The organism is Pseudoalteromonas ruthenica, assembly GCF_008808095.1.
Classification (GTDB): Bacteria; Pseudomonadota; Gammaproteobacteria; order Enterobacterales; family Alteromonadaceae; genus Pseudoalteromonas; species Pseudoalteromonas ruthenica.
The window spans coordinates 1,558,298-1,572,738 of record NZ_CP023396.1; the positions used below are offsets into that span (position 1 = coordinate 1,558,298).

Below are 14,441 nucleotides of genomic sequence, written 5' to 3' on the forward strand. Positions count from 1 at the left end.
TGTGTACACACGGTTGTTAGGCATTGCCATGGTGCTCTTAATGGGGTGCCAAGACGAAGACACGCAGTATGCACCTATGGAAGGCATGGTTTATTGTGCTGAGGCCAACCCTGTCTCTTTTAATCCGCAAGTAACGACCACCGGTTCAACTATCGATCTGATCGCTAAACAGTTGTACAACCGCTTACTACGTATTGATCCCATCACCGGTGAATTTATCCCCGAATTGGCGACCAGTTGGGAAATTAGCGATGATGGCACGGAAGTGACTTTTAACCTGCGCGAAGATGTAAAATTCCATACCACCCGCTATTTTACTCCCAGCCGTAATTTTAACGCCGATGATGTGGTATTTACCTTTAGTCGCTTATTCGACGTATACAACCCCTATCACTTCGTTGGTGAAGCCAGCTACCCATATTTTCAGAGTGTTGGTCTTGATCAGCTTATTCGCAACATTCGCAAAGACTCACCATACCAAGTTACATTTGAGTTGTTTAACCCCGAAAGTAGCTTTTTAGCGAATCTGGCTACAGACTTCGCGGTGATCACCTCGCAAGAGTATGCAATGACCCTGATGGCCAACGAGCAGATGGATTTGTTTGACCAGCTACCTGTGGGCACCGGCCCGTTTGTTTATCGTGAATACCAACGTGACCGACTGATCCGCTACTATTCACACCCCGAGTACTGGGAACACCAAGTAAACCTCGATCAGTTGGTATTTGATATTACTCCTAATGGCACAACACGCATTGCCAAGCTTTTAACCAAAGAATGCGATGTCACCCCACACCCAAGTGCGACCCAATCAAGCGTTCTGCGCCAACGCGACGATATTGAGTTGGAACAACAAGATAACCTTAACGTGGGCTATTGGGCCTTTAATACTGAACGTGTGCCCTTTAATAATCCACAAGTACGCCGAGCATTAGCCCATGCCATTAATGTCGACAAAATTATGCAGGCGGTCTATTACGGTCAAGGCGTGAAAGCGGCTTCAATGTTACCGCCCATTAGTTGGGCCTACCAGCAGCAATCTAATTTGCCCCAATACGACCCAGAAAAGGCTCGAGAGATGCTCAGTGCCGCTGGCTATGAAAATGGCTTTGATATGACTATTTGGGCCATGCCAGTAAGCCGTATTTATAACCCCAATGCACGCAAAATGGCAGAGCTGATGCAAAGTGACCTGCGTGCAATTGGTGTTAATGTGCGTATTGTCGAGTATGAATGGAATACTTTTTTACAGCGCGTAGGCGAACATCGTCATGATAGTGTGTTGTTGGGATGGGCCGCAGACACCCCCGACCCAGACAATTTCTTTAGCCCATTACTGAGCTGCGCCGCCACTTACAGCGGTAAAAACCCGGCCAACTGGTGTAATCCCGAATTTGATATGCTCCTGACGCAGGCGTTAGACACCACAGAGCAAGCGCAGCGACAACAGTTTTACCACCAGGCGCAACAGATGATAGCGAAACAGCTACCCCTATTTCCTCTGGCTCATGGTAAGCGCTCGCAAGCTCGTGACAGCCAAGTAAAAGGGATCAGCCTTAGTCCCTTTGGCGGCATATCTTTAGCCCACGCGAGTAAAAAGCCATGATGTTAGAGTTCGCCTTACGCCGGGTTTCATTGCTGGTTTTTATGCTTTTTACGCTGAGTGTGTTTACCTTCTCATTGGGCTACCTGTTCCCTGGTGACCCGCTAACGAACTTTAGTGGTATTGAAACTGCAGGCTTTTCGCAAACAGCGCAATTGCAGCAGCAATACCATATGGATGATGGCTATGTAACGCAGTATTTTGCGTTTTTAGGACGCATTATGCAGGGCGACTGGGGGTTATCTTTTGCTTCCGGCGATGGTGTTTTTGGCCATGTATTAGATTTGGCTCCTGCGACCTTTGAGCTCGCTATTTATGCGCTGTTTGTGTCCGTGTTGGCGGGAGTTCCGGCGGGAGTCATCGCCGCCCTATCACACGGGCGTTGGGGTGATAAGCTCATTAGTGGTTTTACATTAGTCGGTTACTCTGTGCCTATTTTTTGGTTAGCACTGCTGCTTATTATGGTATTTTGCTTACAACTGGGGCTATTCCCTATGTCTGGGCGTATCAGTTTGCTTTACGAGATCCCCGCATACAGTAATTTTATTTTGCTAGATATTATGGTTGCGGGCTTTCCCTATGGCGGCCTTGCCTTTGCCGATGCACTGCATCATCTGGCATTGCCAACACTGGTGCTGGCGACCTACCCAACCACGGTTTTAATCCGCTTTACCCGCGACTCAATGCTCAACGTGCTTGACCAAAACTATATTAAAACGGCCCGGGCGAAGGGGTTGAGCCGTCGCCAACTGATTTTTCACCATGCGCTTCGCAATGCGTTGTTGCCGGTGATAAAACAAATCGGCCTGCAATTTAGTGCGCTGATCACGTTAGCCATGATCACTGAAGTTATTTTTTCATGGCCTGGCATTGGTCGCTGGTTAATAGACAGCATTTACCAACGTGACTTCCCAGCAATTCAAGGTGGCTTATTGGCAATCTCGGTATTCATTATTTTCGCCACCATTATCACCGAGTTGCTCTACACCCTGCTCGACCCGATTTCACGGAATCAAGCGCATGGCAAAGTTTAAATTATTTACCGAACAGTCTAACGTGTCGCCGCTGTCGCGGTTATGGCGCAAGTTTAAATCTAACCATGTGTCTTTGGTTGGTTTATGGCTCTTTATTGCGCTGGCGGTACTTGCTACCACCGCGCCGTTACTGGCGCCTTACGGCATTAACGAGCAACATGCGGATGCGCTATTAATTCCTCCCTCATGGCATGAGGATGGCGATGTACGCTTTATTTTAGGTACCGACGATTTGGGCCGTGATGTACTTTCACGCCTTATGAATGGTGCGACCTATACCTTCGGCTTATCAATTATTGCAGCACTGATGACCACCTTGGTGGGCGTATTGGTTGGCACCTTCGCCGGTATGAGCCATGGCCTGCGTGCGAGCTTCCTAAATCACCTGTTAGACATCACCTTATCTATCCCGTCGTTACTGCTGGCGATTATCATCATCGCTATACTCGGACCGGGTTTGATGAACACCGTGTGGGCGATTATCTTTGCGCTGTTGCCACAGTTTATCCACTCAGTGCGTAACTTGGTGGTCGAAGAGCTTAATAAAGATTACATCAGCGCATTTCGCCTTGATGGAGCCAGCCGCTGGCAAATCTTAGTGCGGGGCATCTTCCCCAATATTTACGAACGTATTGTGGTTATTTTTACTATGGCGCTGTCATTAGCCATTTTGGACATTGCTGCCTTAGGCTTTTTGAAGCTTGGCGCGCAACCTCCGACAGCTGAGTGGGGAGCTATATTGGCGGAAAACCTAGGCCTAATTTACCTCGCACCATGGACCGTTGCCTTACCGGGGATCCTTTTGTTTTTAGCGGTACTGTCCACCAATCTTGTTGGTGACGGTTTGCGTAATGTACTCAAAGAGCGGCGGGCGGACTGATGCAATTGCTCGATATTCGAAATCTGACCATAGAATTGACGACCTCAGATTCGGTGATTCGTGTGGTAGATAAAGTAAACTTCAGCCTAAAAGAAGGTGAAGTACACGCCTTAATTGGCGAGTCGGGGTCTGGCAAAAGCCTCATTGCCAAGGCCTTAGTGGGTGCGTTAAATAAACGCTGGCGGGTCACGGCCGACCGCATGCACTGGCGCGGCGTTGACTTGATGCGGCTCTCTGATGAAAAGCGACGTAAGTTGGTAAGCCAAGACTTAGCGATGATTTATCAGGAGCCGAGTCGTTGCCTCGATCCCACAGCGAAGATCAGTGACCAAATTGAAGAAAGTATTCCGGCGCGCAACTACACCGGTAATTTATGGCAACGACGCAGAGCTAAACGCCAGCGTGTCAGGGCACTGTTGCACAAGGTGGGCATCAAAGAGCACTCCAAGGTTTTGACCAGTTACCCACATGAGTTGTCAGAAGGCGTGTGCCAAAAGGTAATGATCGCGATGGCCATCGCCCGCTCCCCTAAGCTACTTATTGCCGACGAACCGACCACAGCATTGGAGAGCACCACACGAGCGCAAGTATTTCGACTACTGAAAAGTTTAAATCAGCTTAAAAATATGTCGATTCTGATGATCTCTCATGAACTCGAAGAATTGACTGACTGGACACATGGTATGCACGTGCTGTATTGCGGGCAAATGGTGGAGGCTGGACCGACCAAAAAAGTGTTTGCTCAACCGCGTCACCCTTACACTAAAGCGCTGTTACAGAGCTTGCCCGACTATGATGTTGCACTTGGCCATAAAGAGCCGCTGTTCGCCCTCAAAGGCACCATTCCCACCTTGCAGCATCTACCTATAGGGTGTCGGCTTGGGCCACGCTGTCCTAACGCACAGAAAGCCTGTGTCGTTACTCCTAAGTTAGACAAAGAGCAAGGTCATAGTTATACCTGTCACTTCCCTTTACATAAACAGGAGCAAAGCTGATGCAACCCTTATTGAAAGTACAAGGTTTGGGCAAGCAACTGGCTGTGAGGGCGGGCTTACTGAGCCATAAGAAGGTCAGTTTACTCAAAGATATCTCATTTTGTATAGGTCGCGGCGAAACGTTAGCGGTTATTGGCGAGACGGGTGCAGGAAAAAGTACACTCGCAAAGGTGTTGGCCGGCGCCGATGAGGCCAGTAGCGGCCAGATCATTTTAGAAAGTGATTTAGTGCATGACGGGACTAGTCGCCATGGCGACTGTCGGCACATCCGGTTGATTTTCCAAGACCCAACCACGTCACTCAATCCTGCGCTCACTATCGGCGAGATTTTAGATGACTGTTTACGCTTGAATACCGAGCTTAGCAGCGAACAAAGACTGGAAAAAATAAAGCAAACATTAGCGAAGGTGGGGCTGCTTGTTGAGCACCGTTTATACTACCCGCATATGTTCTCTGGCGGGCAATTGCAGCGCGTTGCACTGGCACGCGCATTGATCCTGGACCCTAAAGTTTTAGTATTGGATGAGGCGCTTTCCTCCCTTGACCCCTCAGTACGCGCACAGACGGTAAACTTACTGTTAGAGTTACAACGGGAGACAGGGTTAAGTTACGTATTGATCACCCATCATTTGAGTTTGGTAAAACACATGAGTGATCAGGTGTTAGTGCTGGATCACGGGGAAGTGGTGGAGTATGGGAAAACCGGTGAAATTTTCGGTAACCCCCAATCCAAAACCTGCCAGCGTTTACTGACTTGTTAATGGCTAGCAGGCGTGTGATTTGCGCTTTTTACTCAGTGGGAAAAGGCGCAACCAAAAAGCCGCTTCAAACATAAAGCCAAGCACCACAAAAGCAAAAAGCCCGGTACTATTCCCAGCGCTGTATGATGCTATCGCTGCAACAATAAGCACCATAGCAATTAAAAATCGATATACACCTTTCATACTTCCTCACACTCCTTATTGGGGTTAGTTTCACTGTACTACATTGCTAAGTGTAATTCATGTTCCGACGTCAGTTTTATTATTAGGCGCTGCGCAGAGACAAAAAAGGCGCCGAATAGGCGCCTTTTGCATTCATGTTACTTTATTCTGATTGCCCCTGCTGGCGCATGCGAACCACTTCAGCCTGAGCCTCAAGCGCTTCAATAAAGCTTTGATAGTTTTTGTTTGCCATTTGCATGGTGAGGTTTTGCTTCACTTGGGCATTAACTTCAGTTTCACTCGGAGTGTTAACTGACTTCAACGCAACCAGGGCTATGTTGCCATTATTAAGCTCAACCATATCCACGACAGGCTCATCCTGTGGGTGTGCCAGCTTAAATACCTGCTCTACCAGAGCGGGTGCCACACTGAAGCTGCGACGATTAAGGGCGTCCTCGCTTTGCATTTCAACACCTGCTTGCTGAGCAATGGCGTTAAGGCTGGTGCCGCTTTGTAATTGTGCAAACAGCTCTTCACCTTGCTCTTTCGCTTTGGCGGTAGCCTTTTCAGCTATCAGCGTTTGTTTAATTTGTTCGCTCACCTCAGCCAAAGGCTTAGTTGCCGCAGGTTTATGATCAGCGATACGTACCACAATCACGTGCTCATTACCTAAATCCAAAACTTCTGAGTTAACTCTATCTTCCAGTAGCTCTGGCGAGAAGATGGCTGCTTGCACGTTAGCCTCATTCAACGGGGCACTTAGCTGTCCACGGGCTAACCAAGGTGTGGTTTGTACTTGCGCTCCTACCGCAGCAGCAGCGTCTTCTAATGTATCAGCCACCTCAAATGAAAGCTCTGCCAACTCTGTTTGCTGCTCATAGAATAGGTCAGCTTTTTCAACTTTCGCCAGCTCAGTGCGGATGTCTTCTTTTACCTCGGCAAGAGGCTTGGTTTCACCTGGCTGCAAGTCGGTGAGCTTAATAATGTGATAACCGAATTCAGACTCAACAACTTGTGAAAGTTCGCCCACGTTTTGCAAAGCAAACGCTGCTTTTTCAAAATCAGGATCCAGCATATCACGCTCAATCCAATCTAGGTCACCGCCCATTTCCGCGCTGACGATATCGTCTGACTCATTACTAGCCAGCTCGGCGAAATCAGCGCCGTTGTTAAGCTGTGTGAGTAGGTCATTGGCTTTTTGTTCAGCACTGTCCTGATCATCGCCATATTCAACCAAAATATGGGCAACACGGCGCTTTTCAGGCTCTGAATAGTAGGCTTTGTTTTGCTGATAGTAGTCGTTGATTTGCTCATCTGTGATAGGCTCAGCCAATTCTAAATCATCGGCACTTAGCTCAACATAAGACACTTTCACCTGCTCTGGCGAAAGGAACTGCGCTTGATTTAGGTCGTAGTATTCTTGAACCTCTTCGTCGCTCACTTCTACTTGGGCTTTGTAAGCGTTGTTATCGAGCACTAAATAATCAATAGCACGCTGTTGCTGTTGCAGACCCACGGCTTGGCTTAACTCATTACTTAGCGTGAAATCTGTGCCAGCAAGTGCCGAAACAAGTTGTGAACGCGTCATTTCTTCACGCAGGTACTCACGGAAGCCATCTGCTTGATAACCCATTTGGCGGATCACTTGCAGGTAACGGTCATTACTGAACTGACCACCAAACTGGAAAGCTGGGAGTTCTAGAATCGTTTGTTTAACTTGTTCATCGCTAACGCGAAGCCCCATTTCTGCCGCTAACTGTGTTTGTAGTTCTTGCTGTACTAAGCGGTCAGTGACGGATTGACGCACTTGCGCCATATAGCTTGGATCGTTAGCAAGTTGTGCGAAGTATTCGCCAAACTGCTGCTCTAAGCGGGCACGCTCGTTTTCATAGGCACGAGCAAATTCGCGCTGAGTGATCTTAACTCCATTTACCTCAGCCACGGATTGTTCGGTTGATTGGCCTAAATAGCCACCGATCCCTGCTAAAGCAAAAGATAAAATCACCAGCCCTAGAATAATTTTGGCCGCTAAGCCTTGCGAGCCTTCTCTGATTTTTTCTAGCATTTATTTTATCTCTATTTTATTTAACCGCTAAACAACGAACTCAGACTCTATTGTCCCTCAATTTCGAGGCGGTGGGTATAAAAAAAGCGTATCTTAACAGATACGCTTTTTCACTTGAAGCAATCTAGCACAGTTGCGCTAATTGCAGCTCAAGTTTCGCAAATTAGTTAACTGCGTCTTTAAGCGCTTTACCTGCTTTAAACGAAGGAATGTTTGCAGCAGCAATTTGAATTTCTTCACCAGTTTGCGGGTTACGGCCAGTGCGCGCTGCGCGCTCACGTACAGAAAAAGTACCGAAACCAACTAGGGCAACGGAATCGCCGTCTTTAAGTGCAGTTGATACTGACTCAATGAATGAATCCAACGCACGACCTGCAGCCGCTTTAGAAATGTCAGCATCAGCTGCGATTTGATCGATTAATTGAGACTTATTCACAATATCATCCCCTTACATTGTTATTATCCAGAGCGACTAACCTTGTGCGGTTTTACACAAAACGGCCTCATCACTTTGCTATGTAATTTAGAAAAACAAAGGTCGTCTTTCTAACACCTAGATCTGCTTGAAACCTAGGCCGGACAAGGCCTAGGCTCAAAATCTAGTGCTTAACTTATCACACAGGTGTGATTTGAAAAGCCCTTTGCGGCAATTTTTTGTGATTTTTACTCACTTTTTGCACGATCTGTTGAAAAACGCTCCACAGGCTGCGCCAATGCGTGATCTAACACCTCGTCAATCCACTGAACAGGGTGAATTTCAAGGCCTTCACGAACGTTTTCTGGTATCTCTTTTAGGTCCCGCTCATTCTTTTTGGGAATGACCACTGTTTTAATACCGCCACGGTGTGCCGCTAACAGTTTTTCTTTAAGACCACCGATAGGCAGTACTTCACCGCGTAAGGTGATTTCACCGGTCATCGCCACATCGGAGCGCACAGGGTTACCCGTTAAGCTTGAGACTAAAGCAGTCACCATGGCGATGCCCGCGCTGGGACCGTCTTTTGGTGTGGCGCCTTCAGGCACGTGCACATGAATATCACGCTTTTCGTGGAAGTCATCGTTAATACGCAATTTTTCAGTGCGATCGCGTACCACGGTCATCGCGGCTTGAATCGACTCTTTCATGACGTCGCCCAATGAACCGGTGTAGCTTAACTTACCTTTACCTGGTACCGCAGACGATTCAATAGTCAGTAGGTCTCCCCCCACTTCAGTCCACGCCAGACCAGTGACCTGACCGATGCGGTCATCACCTTCCACTTTACCGTAATCGTAACGTTGCACACCTAGGTATTCTTCTAGGTTTTCATCATTGATGGTAATGTGTTTAAGACCTTTATCGAGCAAAATATTTTTCACCGCTTTACGACATAACTTGGAAATCTCACGTTCTAAGTTACGAACCCCGGCTTCACGGGTGTAATAACGGATAATGCCAATAATGGCGCTGTCTTCGATGGTCACTTCTTTTTCTTTCAAGCCATTGCGCTTAATTTGCTTGGGGATTAAGTGCTGCTTGGAGATATTGAGTTTCTCGTCTTCGGTGTAGCCAGATAAACGGATCACTTCCATACGGTCCAACAATGGGCCTGGTATGTTGAAGCTGTTAGAAGTGGCAACAAACATCACATCGGATAGATCATAGTCAACTTCTAGATAGTGATCAGCAAAGGTGCTGTTTTGCTCTGGGTCCAGCACCTCCAGTAAAGCAGATGCAGGATCGCCACGCATATCCGATGACATCTTGTCGATTTCATCCAATAAAAACAGTGGGTTACGAACCCCTACTTTAGTCATATTCTGGATTAACTTACCTGGCATAGAGCCGATGTAAGTGCGGCGGTGACCGCGAATTTCGGCTTCATCACGTACGCCGCCCAGTGCCATACGCACGTACTTGCGACCCGTCGCTCGAGCAATGCTTTGCCCTAGTGAGGTTTTGCCCACGCCTGGTGGACCTACAAGACATAAAATGGGGCCTTTAAGCTTGTTGGTACGGTGCTGCACCGCCAAATATTCAATGATGCGGTCTTTTACTTTTTCGAGACCATAGTGGTCGGCATCAAGAATCTTTTGTGCCCCTGCTAGGTCTTTTTTCACTTTTGATTTTTTCTTCCACGGCACATTAACCATGGTATCTATATAAGAGCGCACCACCGTCGCTTCGGCCGACATCGGCGACATCATTTTCAGTTTTTTCAGCTCCGCCATCGCCTTTTCTTCGGCTTCGGCTGGCATCCCCGACTCTGTTATTTTCTTTTGTAAACCTTCAAACTCGTCAGGCACATCATCCAATTCACCTAACTCTTTTTGAATGGCTTTCATTTGCTCGTTGAGATAGTACTCGCGCTGTGACTTTTCCATTTGCTTTTTAACGCGGGCACGAATTTTTTTCTCTACTTGCAGGAGGTCTATTTCGCCCTCCATCATTGCCATAAGGTATTCAAGGCGCTCGGTGACGTCACTGATTTCCAGCACTTTCTGCTTTTCGGGCACCTTGATAGGCATATGCGCAGCCATGGTATCGGCTAAGCGTGCGGGCTCATCAATCCCCGACACCGAGGTAAGTACTTCTGGTGGAATTTTTTTGTTGAGCTTAACGTAACCTTCAAATTGGCTTATCGCACTGCGGATGAAAATATCCTGCTCTCGCTCATCAATATCAGTCGAAGGAATATACTCAACTTCGGCTGCGAAGTACTCTTCTTCTTGCGTATAATGGGTAATAGCGGCGCGTTGCGTGCCCTCAACCAGCACCTTGACGGTGCCATCGGGTAGCTTGAGTAGCTGCAGCACACTCGCGACTGTCCCTACGGTATATATTTCATCCGTTTGTGGGTCATCGACAGAAGCGTCTTTTTGTGCCACTAAGAAAATTTGTTTGTCTTTATCCATCGCTGCTTCAAGGCAGCGAATCGACTTTTCCCGACCGACGAACAAAGGGATCACCATGTGGGGATACACCACCACATCCCTTAGCGCCAATACTGGAATGTCTACGCGATCCGTTCTTTCAAGCGTCATGCTAACTCTCTTCGGACTTCTTAAAATTTAAAGATTACCCAAGTATATGGGGATAAAGGGGGGAAAGTTCAAACAAATTTATAAAAAAAGGAGCTTAGTGCTCCTTTTTTAATTAAACTGCTTGTTTTTTACTCTGACGCGGCCTTGTCTTGGCTGCTGTTTTCGTAAATCAAGATAGGGTCTGACTCACCCTTAATCACTGTCTCGTCTATTACCACCTTACATACTCCTTCCATCGAAGGCAGCTCATACATGGTTTCCAGCAATACGCCCTCAACAATTGAACGTAAGCCACGAGCACCGGTTTTACGTTCCATCGCTTTGTGAGCAATCGCACGTAAAGCATCTTCTCGGAATTCAAGCTCGACATCTTCCATTTGGAATAATGAAGAGAATTGCTTAGTTAATGCGTTTTTAGGTTCGTTCAAAATCTGAATCAGTGCATCCTCATCCAATTCAGTAAGCGTTGCAACCACAGGTAAACGACCAATGAACTCTGGAATAAGACCATATTTAACTAGATCTTCTGGTTCCACGTCTTTAAACGTTTCACTGATGCTACGCTCACCATCGGCAGACTTAACGTGTGCGCCAAAACCAATACCGGTATTCTTAGCACTGCGTTGCTCGATAACCTTGTCTAATCCGGCGAAAGCACCGCCACAGATAAACAGTATCTTCGAGGTGTCTACCTGTAAGAACTCTTGCTGAGGATGCTTACGACCACCTTGTGGTGGCACCGAGGCAACAGTCCCTTCAATCAGTTTAAGGAGCGCCTGTTGAACCCCTTCCCCTGATACATCACGAGTGATGGATGGGTTATCTGATTTACGAGAAATTTTATCAATTTCATCAATGTAAACGATCCCGCGCTGAGCCTTCTCGACGTCGTAATCACACTTTTGCAGTAGTTTCTGAATGATATTCTCGACGTCTTCACCGACGTAACCCGCTTCGGTTAACGTTGTCGCGTCCGCCATGGTGAATGGTACATCCAATAGGCGTGCCATCGTTTCTGCGAGTAAGGTTTTACCACTGCCCGTTGGACCAATCAGCAAAATATTACTTTTACCGAGTTCGATACCTTCGGTGGTACCCGCATTGCGAAGACGTTTGTAGTGGTTGTATACCGCTACTGACAATACCTTTTTCGCGTGCTCTTGGCCGATCACATAGTCATCTAGGTGGCTGCGGATCTCTTTTGGAACGGGCAGCTTATCGGACGCGTTGGTTTTTGGCGCGATATCTTTAATTTCTTCCCTGATGATGTCGTTACACAGCTCGACACATTCATCACAAATATAAACAGATGGACCTGCAATTAGCTTGCGTACTTCGTGCTGCGATTTACCACAAAACGAGCAGTACAGCAGCTTGCTAGTCTTTTCGCCGTCTGTTGGTTTATCGGACATTCAGCTACCTCATTCTTTGCGCTACTATTTTTATTCATAGTAGCAAATGTACTTCTTAACAAATATACCAAACTTTACTTATCAATGCGCAGCTGTTTGGCAAATGCGCTCGCGCTTATTTATCGTTACGGCGATCAAAGACCGAATCGATCAGCCCGTACTCAACAGCCGCATCAGCAGTCATGAAGTTATCACGGTCAGTATCACGAGCGATAACATCGAGCGGCTGGCCGGTGTGCTCAGCTAGCAAGCGGTTTAGTTTGTCTTTGATATATAAAATTTCTTTGGCGTGAATCTCAATATCAGACGCCTGGCCTTGGAACCCACCTAATGGTTGGTGAATCATCACACGTGAGTTAGGCAGACAGTGACGCTTACCTTTGGCACCACCAGATAATAAAAACGCGCCCATGCTTGCGGCTTGACCGACGCACAAGGTGCTTACATCTGGCTTGATAAAGTTCATGGTGTCGTAAATAGACATACCAGCGCTTACAGAGCCGCCTGGTGAATTAATATAAAGGTGAATGTCTTTGTCTGGGTTTTCTGATTCAAGGAACAATAGCTGAGCCACAATCAAGTTGGCCATTTGGTCTTCTACTGGGCCAGTTAAGAAAATGATTCGCTCTTTTAGAAGGCGCGAGTAAATATCGAAAGAGCGCTCACCTTTAGCAGTTTGCTCAACTACCATTGGCACTAACGCGTTTAGGGGATCTGTCATACCATTATTCATTATTACTTGATTCCTTAGTGACCGACACAAACTAAAATGGCTCGGTGCTTTGTAAACAAAGCATACGAGCCATTTAAACGTTGCTTTTAGCTTAAGTCAACGACTTATTGAGCTGCCTGCGGGTTCATGATGTCGTCAAACGCAGTTTCAACATCAGTTACTTTCGCGTTGGCTAGTAAAGCATCAATTGCTTGCTCTTCCATCGCTACGTTACGCATTTGCTGCATAAGCTGATCATTTGATTTGTAGTATTCAACTACTTCACTTGGGTCTTCGTATGCAGACGCCATGGTGTTGATAAGCTCTTCTACTTTTGCGTCATCGGCTTCGATTTCGTTCGCTTTGATTACTTCACCAAGCAGTAGGCCGGTTTTAACACGCTTAATTGCTTGCTCTTGGAATAACTCAGCAGGAAGCTCAGGCATGTTGTTAGCATCGCCACCAAAACGCTGTGCCGCTTGCTTGCGAAGCGCATCGATTTCTTGCTCAACAAGTGCTTTTGGAACGTCCACTTCGTTTTGCTCAAGTAGGCCTTCAATCGCCTGCTCTTTAACCTTAGCTTTAACCGCTTGGTCGAGCTCACGGCTCATGTTTTTCTTCACTTCTTCTTTAAGTGCGTCAACACCGCCTTCGGTAATACCGAACAGCTTAGCAAACTCGTCGTTTAGCTCTGGAAGCTCTTGAACTTCAACTTTCTTCACAGTAATAGTGAACTGCGCTGCTTTACCTTTAAGGTTCTCAGCGTGGTATTCTTCAGGGAAAGTTACGTCAGCAACAACTTCTTCACCGGCTTTCTTGCCAACGATGTTGTCTTCAAAACCTGGGATCATACGACCTTGGCCAAGCTCTAGTGGGAAGTCTTCAGTTTTACCACCTTCGAACTCTTCGCCATCAATAGTGCCAACAAAGTCGATTGTTACACGGTCATTTTCACCGGCTTTGTCATCAGACTCTTTCCAAGAAGCGTGCTGCTTACGAAGTGTCTCTAGCATGTTTTCTAGATCTTCGTCTTTTACTTCAACAGCTGGCTTTTCTACTGCGATTTTGTCTAAACCTTGAAGTTCAACTTCAGGGTAAACTTCGAAAGTCGCTTCGAATTCTAGGTCTTTACCTGTCTCAAGCGTTTTTGGTGCAAATGAAGGTGCACCCGCTGGGTTAATTTTCTCAGAAACGATCGCTTCAATGTAGTTACGCTGCATTAATTCGCCAGCAACTTCTTGAAGTACAGCAGTGCCGTAACGCTTTTTAATGATAGAAACTGGTACTTTGCCCGGACGGAAACCGTCGATACGTTGAGTTTTAGACAGTTGTTGTAGGCGTTTTTTTACTTCGGTCTCAACGTTCTCTGAAGGAACAGTGATAGTCAGACGGCGCTCAAGGCCTTGAGTCGTCTCAACAGAAACTTGCATGATTTACCTCAATCTTCAAATGTGGCGACTTTGCGCCTTCCTTACATACATGGCGATCAATTAGTTGCTACACCACATTAAGTGCACATTATGCACCTCGGCGATAGCCAGCGATCCCTATGCTTGCACTGCCCTATGGGCACTTACGTTAAACAATAGACGCGGCATTATAACCTAATATTTATAAGAGTCGAGAGCGAGCACCAATAAATTGGGCGTATGGCGCATTGCTGATTACTTTTACAGCAATAAATTGAGGGGATTTGCTAACAATGAATTCTAAGCAACAGCTACGTTGGACTCGCGTCAAAAAAGTAATTACCGCTTGGCGTTAAAGTATCGCTAATGGAGCTGTGTTCAACA

Annotated in this window: 12 protein-coding genes; 5 read left to right on the top strand and 7 right to left on the bottom strand. The window is 46.8% G+C overall.

The features are described 5' to 3' along the window. The first annotated feature begins 1 nt into the window (after position 1). Genes PRUTH_RS07380 through PRUTH_RS07400 form a run of 5 tightly spaced genes read left to right on the top strand, consistent with a single transcriptional unit; the run spans position 2 to position 5,273 of the window. Positions 2-1,606 (top strand): ABC transporter substrate-binding protein, encoded by a 1,605-nt coding sequence (locus PRUTH_RS07380; RefSeq protein ID WP_026111030.1) that lies wholly within the window; start codon positions 2-4, stop codon positions 1,604-1,606. Then, positions 1,603-2,637, top strand: a complete 1,035-nt coding sequence (locus PRUTH_RS07385; RefSeq protein WP_022944389.1) for an ABC transporter permease — start codon at positions 1,603-1,605, stop codon at positions 2,635-2,637. Before PRUTH_RS07380 ends, PRUTH_RS07385 begins: the two co-directional genes overlap by 4 nt. Then, complete coding sequence (locus PRUTH_RS07390) at positions 2,624-3,517, top strand: ABC transporter permease subunit (RefSeq protein ID WP_022944388.1); 894 nt, start codon at positions 2,624-2,626, stop codon at positions 3,515-3,517. The genes PRUTH_RS07385 and PRUTH_RS07390 overlap by 14 nt, the downstream gene beginning before the upstream one ends. Further along, the gene (locus PRUTH_RS07395) at positions 3,517-4,512 is read left to right on the top strand and encodes an oligopeptide/dipeptide ABC transporter ATP-binding protein (RefSeq protein WP_151172954.1); all 996 of its coding nucleotides are present in this window, start codon (positions 3,517-3,519) and stop codon (positions 4,510-4,512) included. Before PRUTH_RS07390 ends, PRUTH_RS07395 begins: the two co-directional genes overlap by 1 nt. Further along, positions 4,512-5,273, top strand: coding sequence for an ATP-binding cassette domain-containing protein (locus tag PRUTH_RS07400; RefSeq protein WP_022944386.1), 762 nt, complete (start codon positions 4,512-4,514; stop codon positions 5,271-5,273). The genes PRUTH_RS07395 and PRUTH_RS07400 overlap by 1 nt, the downstream gene beginning before the upstream one ends. Before the next feature lie 3 nt (positions 5,274-5,276). On the opposite strand, the gene PRUTH_RS07405 is transcribed toward PRUTH_RS07400, so the two are convergent. The 7 genes from PRUTH_RS07405 to tig all read right to left on the bottom strand — a co-directional run bounded on the left by PRUTH_RS07405 (position 5,277) and on the right by tig (position 14,078). Beyond that, entirely contained in the window at positions 5,277-5,456 is a 180-nt protein-coding gene (locus tag PRUTH_RS07405; RefSeq protein ID WP_151172955.1) for a hypothetical protein, read from the bottom strand. A 142-nt stretch (positions 5,457-5,598) separates the two neighbouring features. Then, positions 5,599-7,500 carry a peptidylprolyl isomerase gene (ppiD, locus tag PRUTH_RS07410; RefSeq protein WP_151172956.1) on the bottom strand — a complete coding sequence of 634 codons (1,902 nt, stop codon included), beginning with the start codon at positions 7,498-7,500 and terminating at the stop codon, positions 5,599-5,601. A 163-nt stretch (positions 7,501-7,663) separates the two neighbouring features. Continuing rightward, on the bottom strand, positions 7,664-7,936 hold the full coding sequence (gene hupB, locus PRUTH_RS07415) for a nucleoid-associated protein HU-beta (protein WP_022944383.1): 273 nt from the start codon (positions 7,934-7,936) through the stop codon (positions 7,664-7,666). A gap of 227 nt (positions 7,937-8,163) precedes the next feature. Next, the gene (lon, locus tag PRUTH_RS07420) at positions 8,164-10,524 is read right to left on the bottom strand and encodes an endopeptidase La (protein WP_138509141.1); all 2,361 of its coding nucleotides are present in this window, start codon (positions 10,522-10,524) and stop codon (positions 8,164-8,166) included. 128 nt (positions 10,525-10,652) lie between these two features. Further along, the gene (clpX, locus tag PRUTH_RS07425) at positions 10,653-11,936 is read right to left on the bottom strand and encodes an ATP-dependent protease ATP-binding subunit ClpX (RefSeq protein ID WP_022944381.1); all 1,284 of its coding nucleotides are present in this window, start codon (positions 11,934-11,936) and stop codon (positions 10,653-10,655) included. A 115-nt stretch (positions 11,937-12,051) separates the two neighbouring features. Further along, complete coding sequence (gene clpP / locus PRUTH_RS07430; RefSeq protein WP_022944380.1) at positions 12,052-12,669, bottom strand: ATP-dependent Clp endopeptidase proteolytic subunit ClpP; 618 nt, start codon at positions 12,667-12,669, stop codon at positions 12,052-12,054. Between the two features lie 104 nt (positions 12,670-12,773). Beyond that, a complete protein-coding gene (gene tig, locus PRUTH_RS07435; RefSeq protein WP_151172957.1) occupies positions 12,774-14,078 on the bottom strand; it encodes a trigger factor in 1,305 nt (434 codons plus the stop codon). Positions 14,079-14,441: the final 363 nt, after the last annotated feature.

Bases quoted from the DNA above. Each gene is read 5' to 3' on its own strand.
- PRUTH_RS07385 (WP_022944389.1), top strand. From the start codon at position 1,603: ATGATGTTAGAGTTCGCCTTACGCCGGGTTTCATTGCTGGTTTTTATG.
- PRUTH_RS07390 (WP_022944388.1), top strand. From the start codon at position 2,624: ATGGCAAAGTTTAAATTATTTACCGAACAGTCTAACGTGTCGCCGCTG.
- PRUTH_RS07395 (WP_151172954.1), top strand. From the start codon at position 3,517: ATGCAATTGCTCGATATTCGAAATCTGACCATAGAATTGACGACCTCA.
- PRUTH_RS07400 (WP_022944386.1), top strand. From the start codon at position 4,512: ATGCAACCCTTATTGAAAGTACAAGGTTTGGGCAAGCAACTGGCTGTG.
- PRUTH_RS07405 (WP_151172955.1), bottom strand. From the start codon at position 5,456: ATGAAAGGTGTATATCGATTTTTAATTGCTATGGTGCTTATTGTTGCA.
- ppiD (WP_151172956.1), bottom strand. From the start codon at position 7,500: ATGCTAGAAAAAATCAGAGAAGGCTCGCAAGGCTTAGCGGCCAAAATT.
- lon (WP_138509141.1), bottom strand. From the start codon at position 10,524: ATGACGCTTGAAAGAACGGATCGCGTAGACATTCCAGTATTGGCGCTA.
- clpX (WP_022944381.1), bottom strand. From the start codon at position 11,936: ATGTCCGATAAACCAACAGACGGCGAAAAGACTAGCAAGCTGCTGTAC.
- clpP (WP_022944380.1), bottom strand. From the start codon at position 12,669: ATGAATAATGGTATGACAGATCCCCTAAACGCGTTAGTGCCAATGGTA.
- tig (WP_151172957.1), bottom strand. From the start codon at position 14,078: ATGCAAGTTTCTGTTGAGACGACTCAAGGCCTTGAGCGCCGTCTGACT.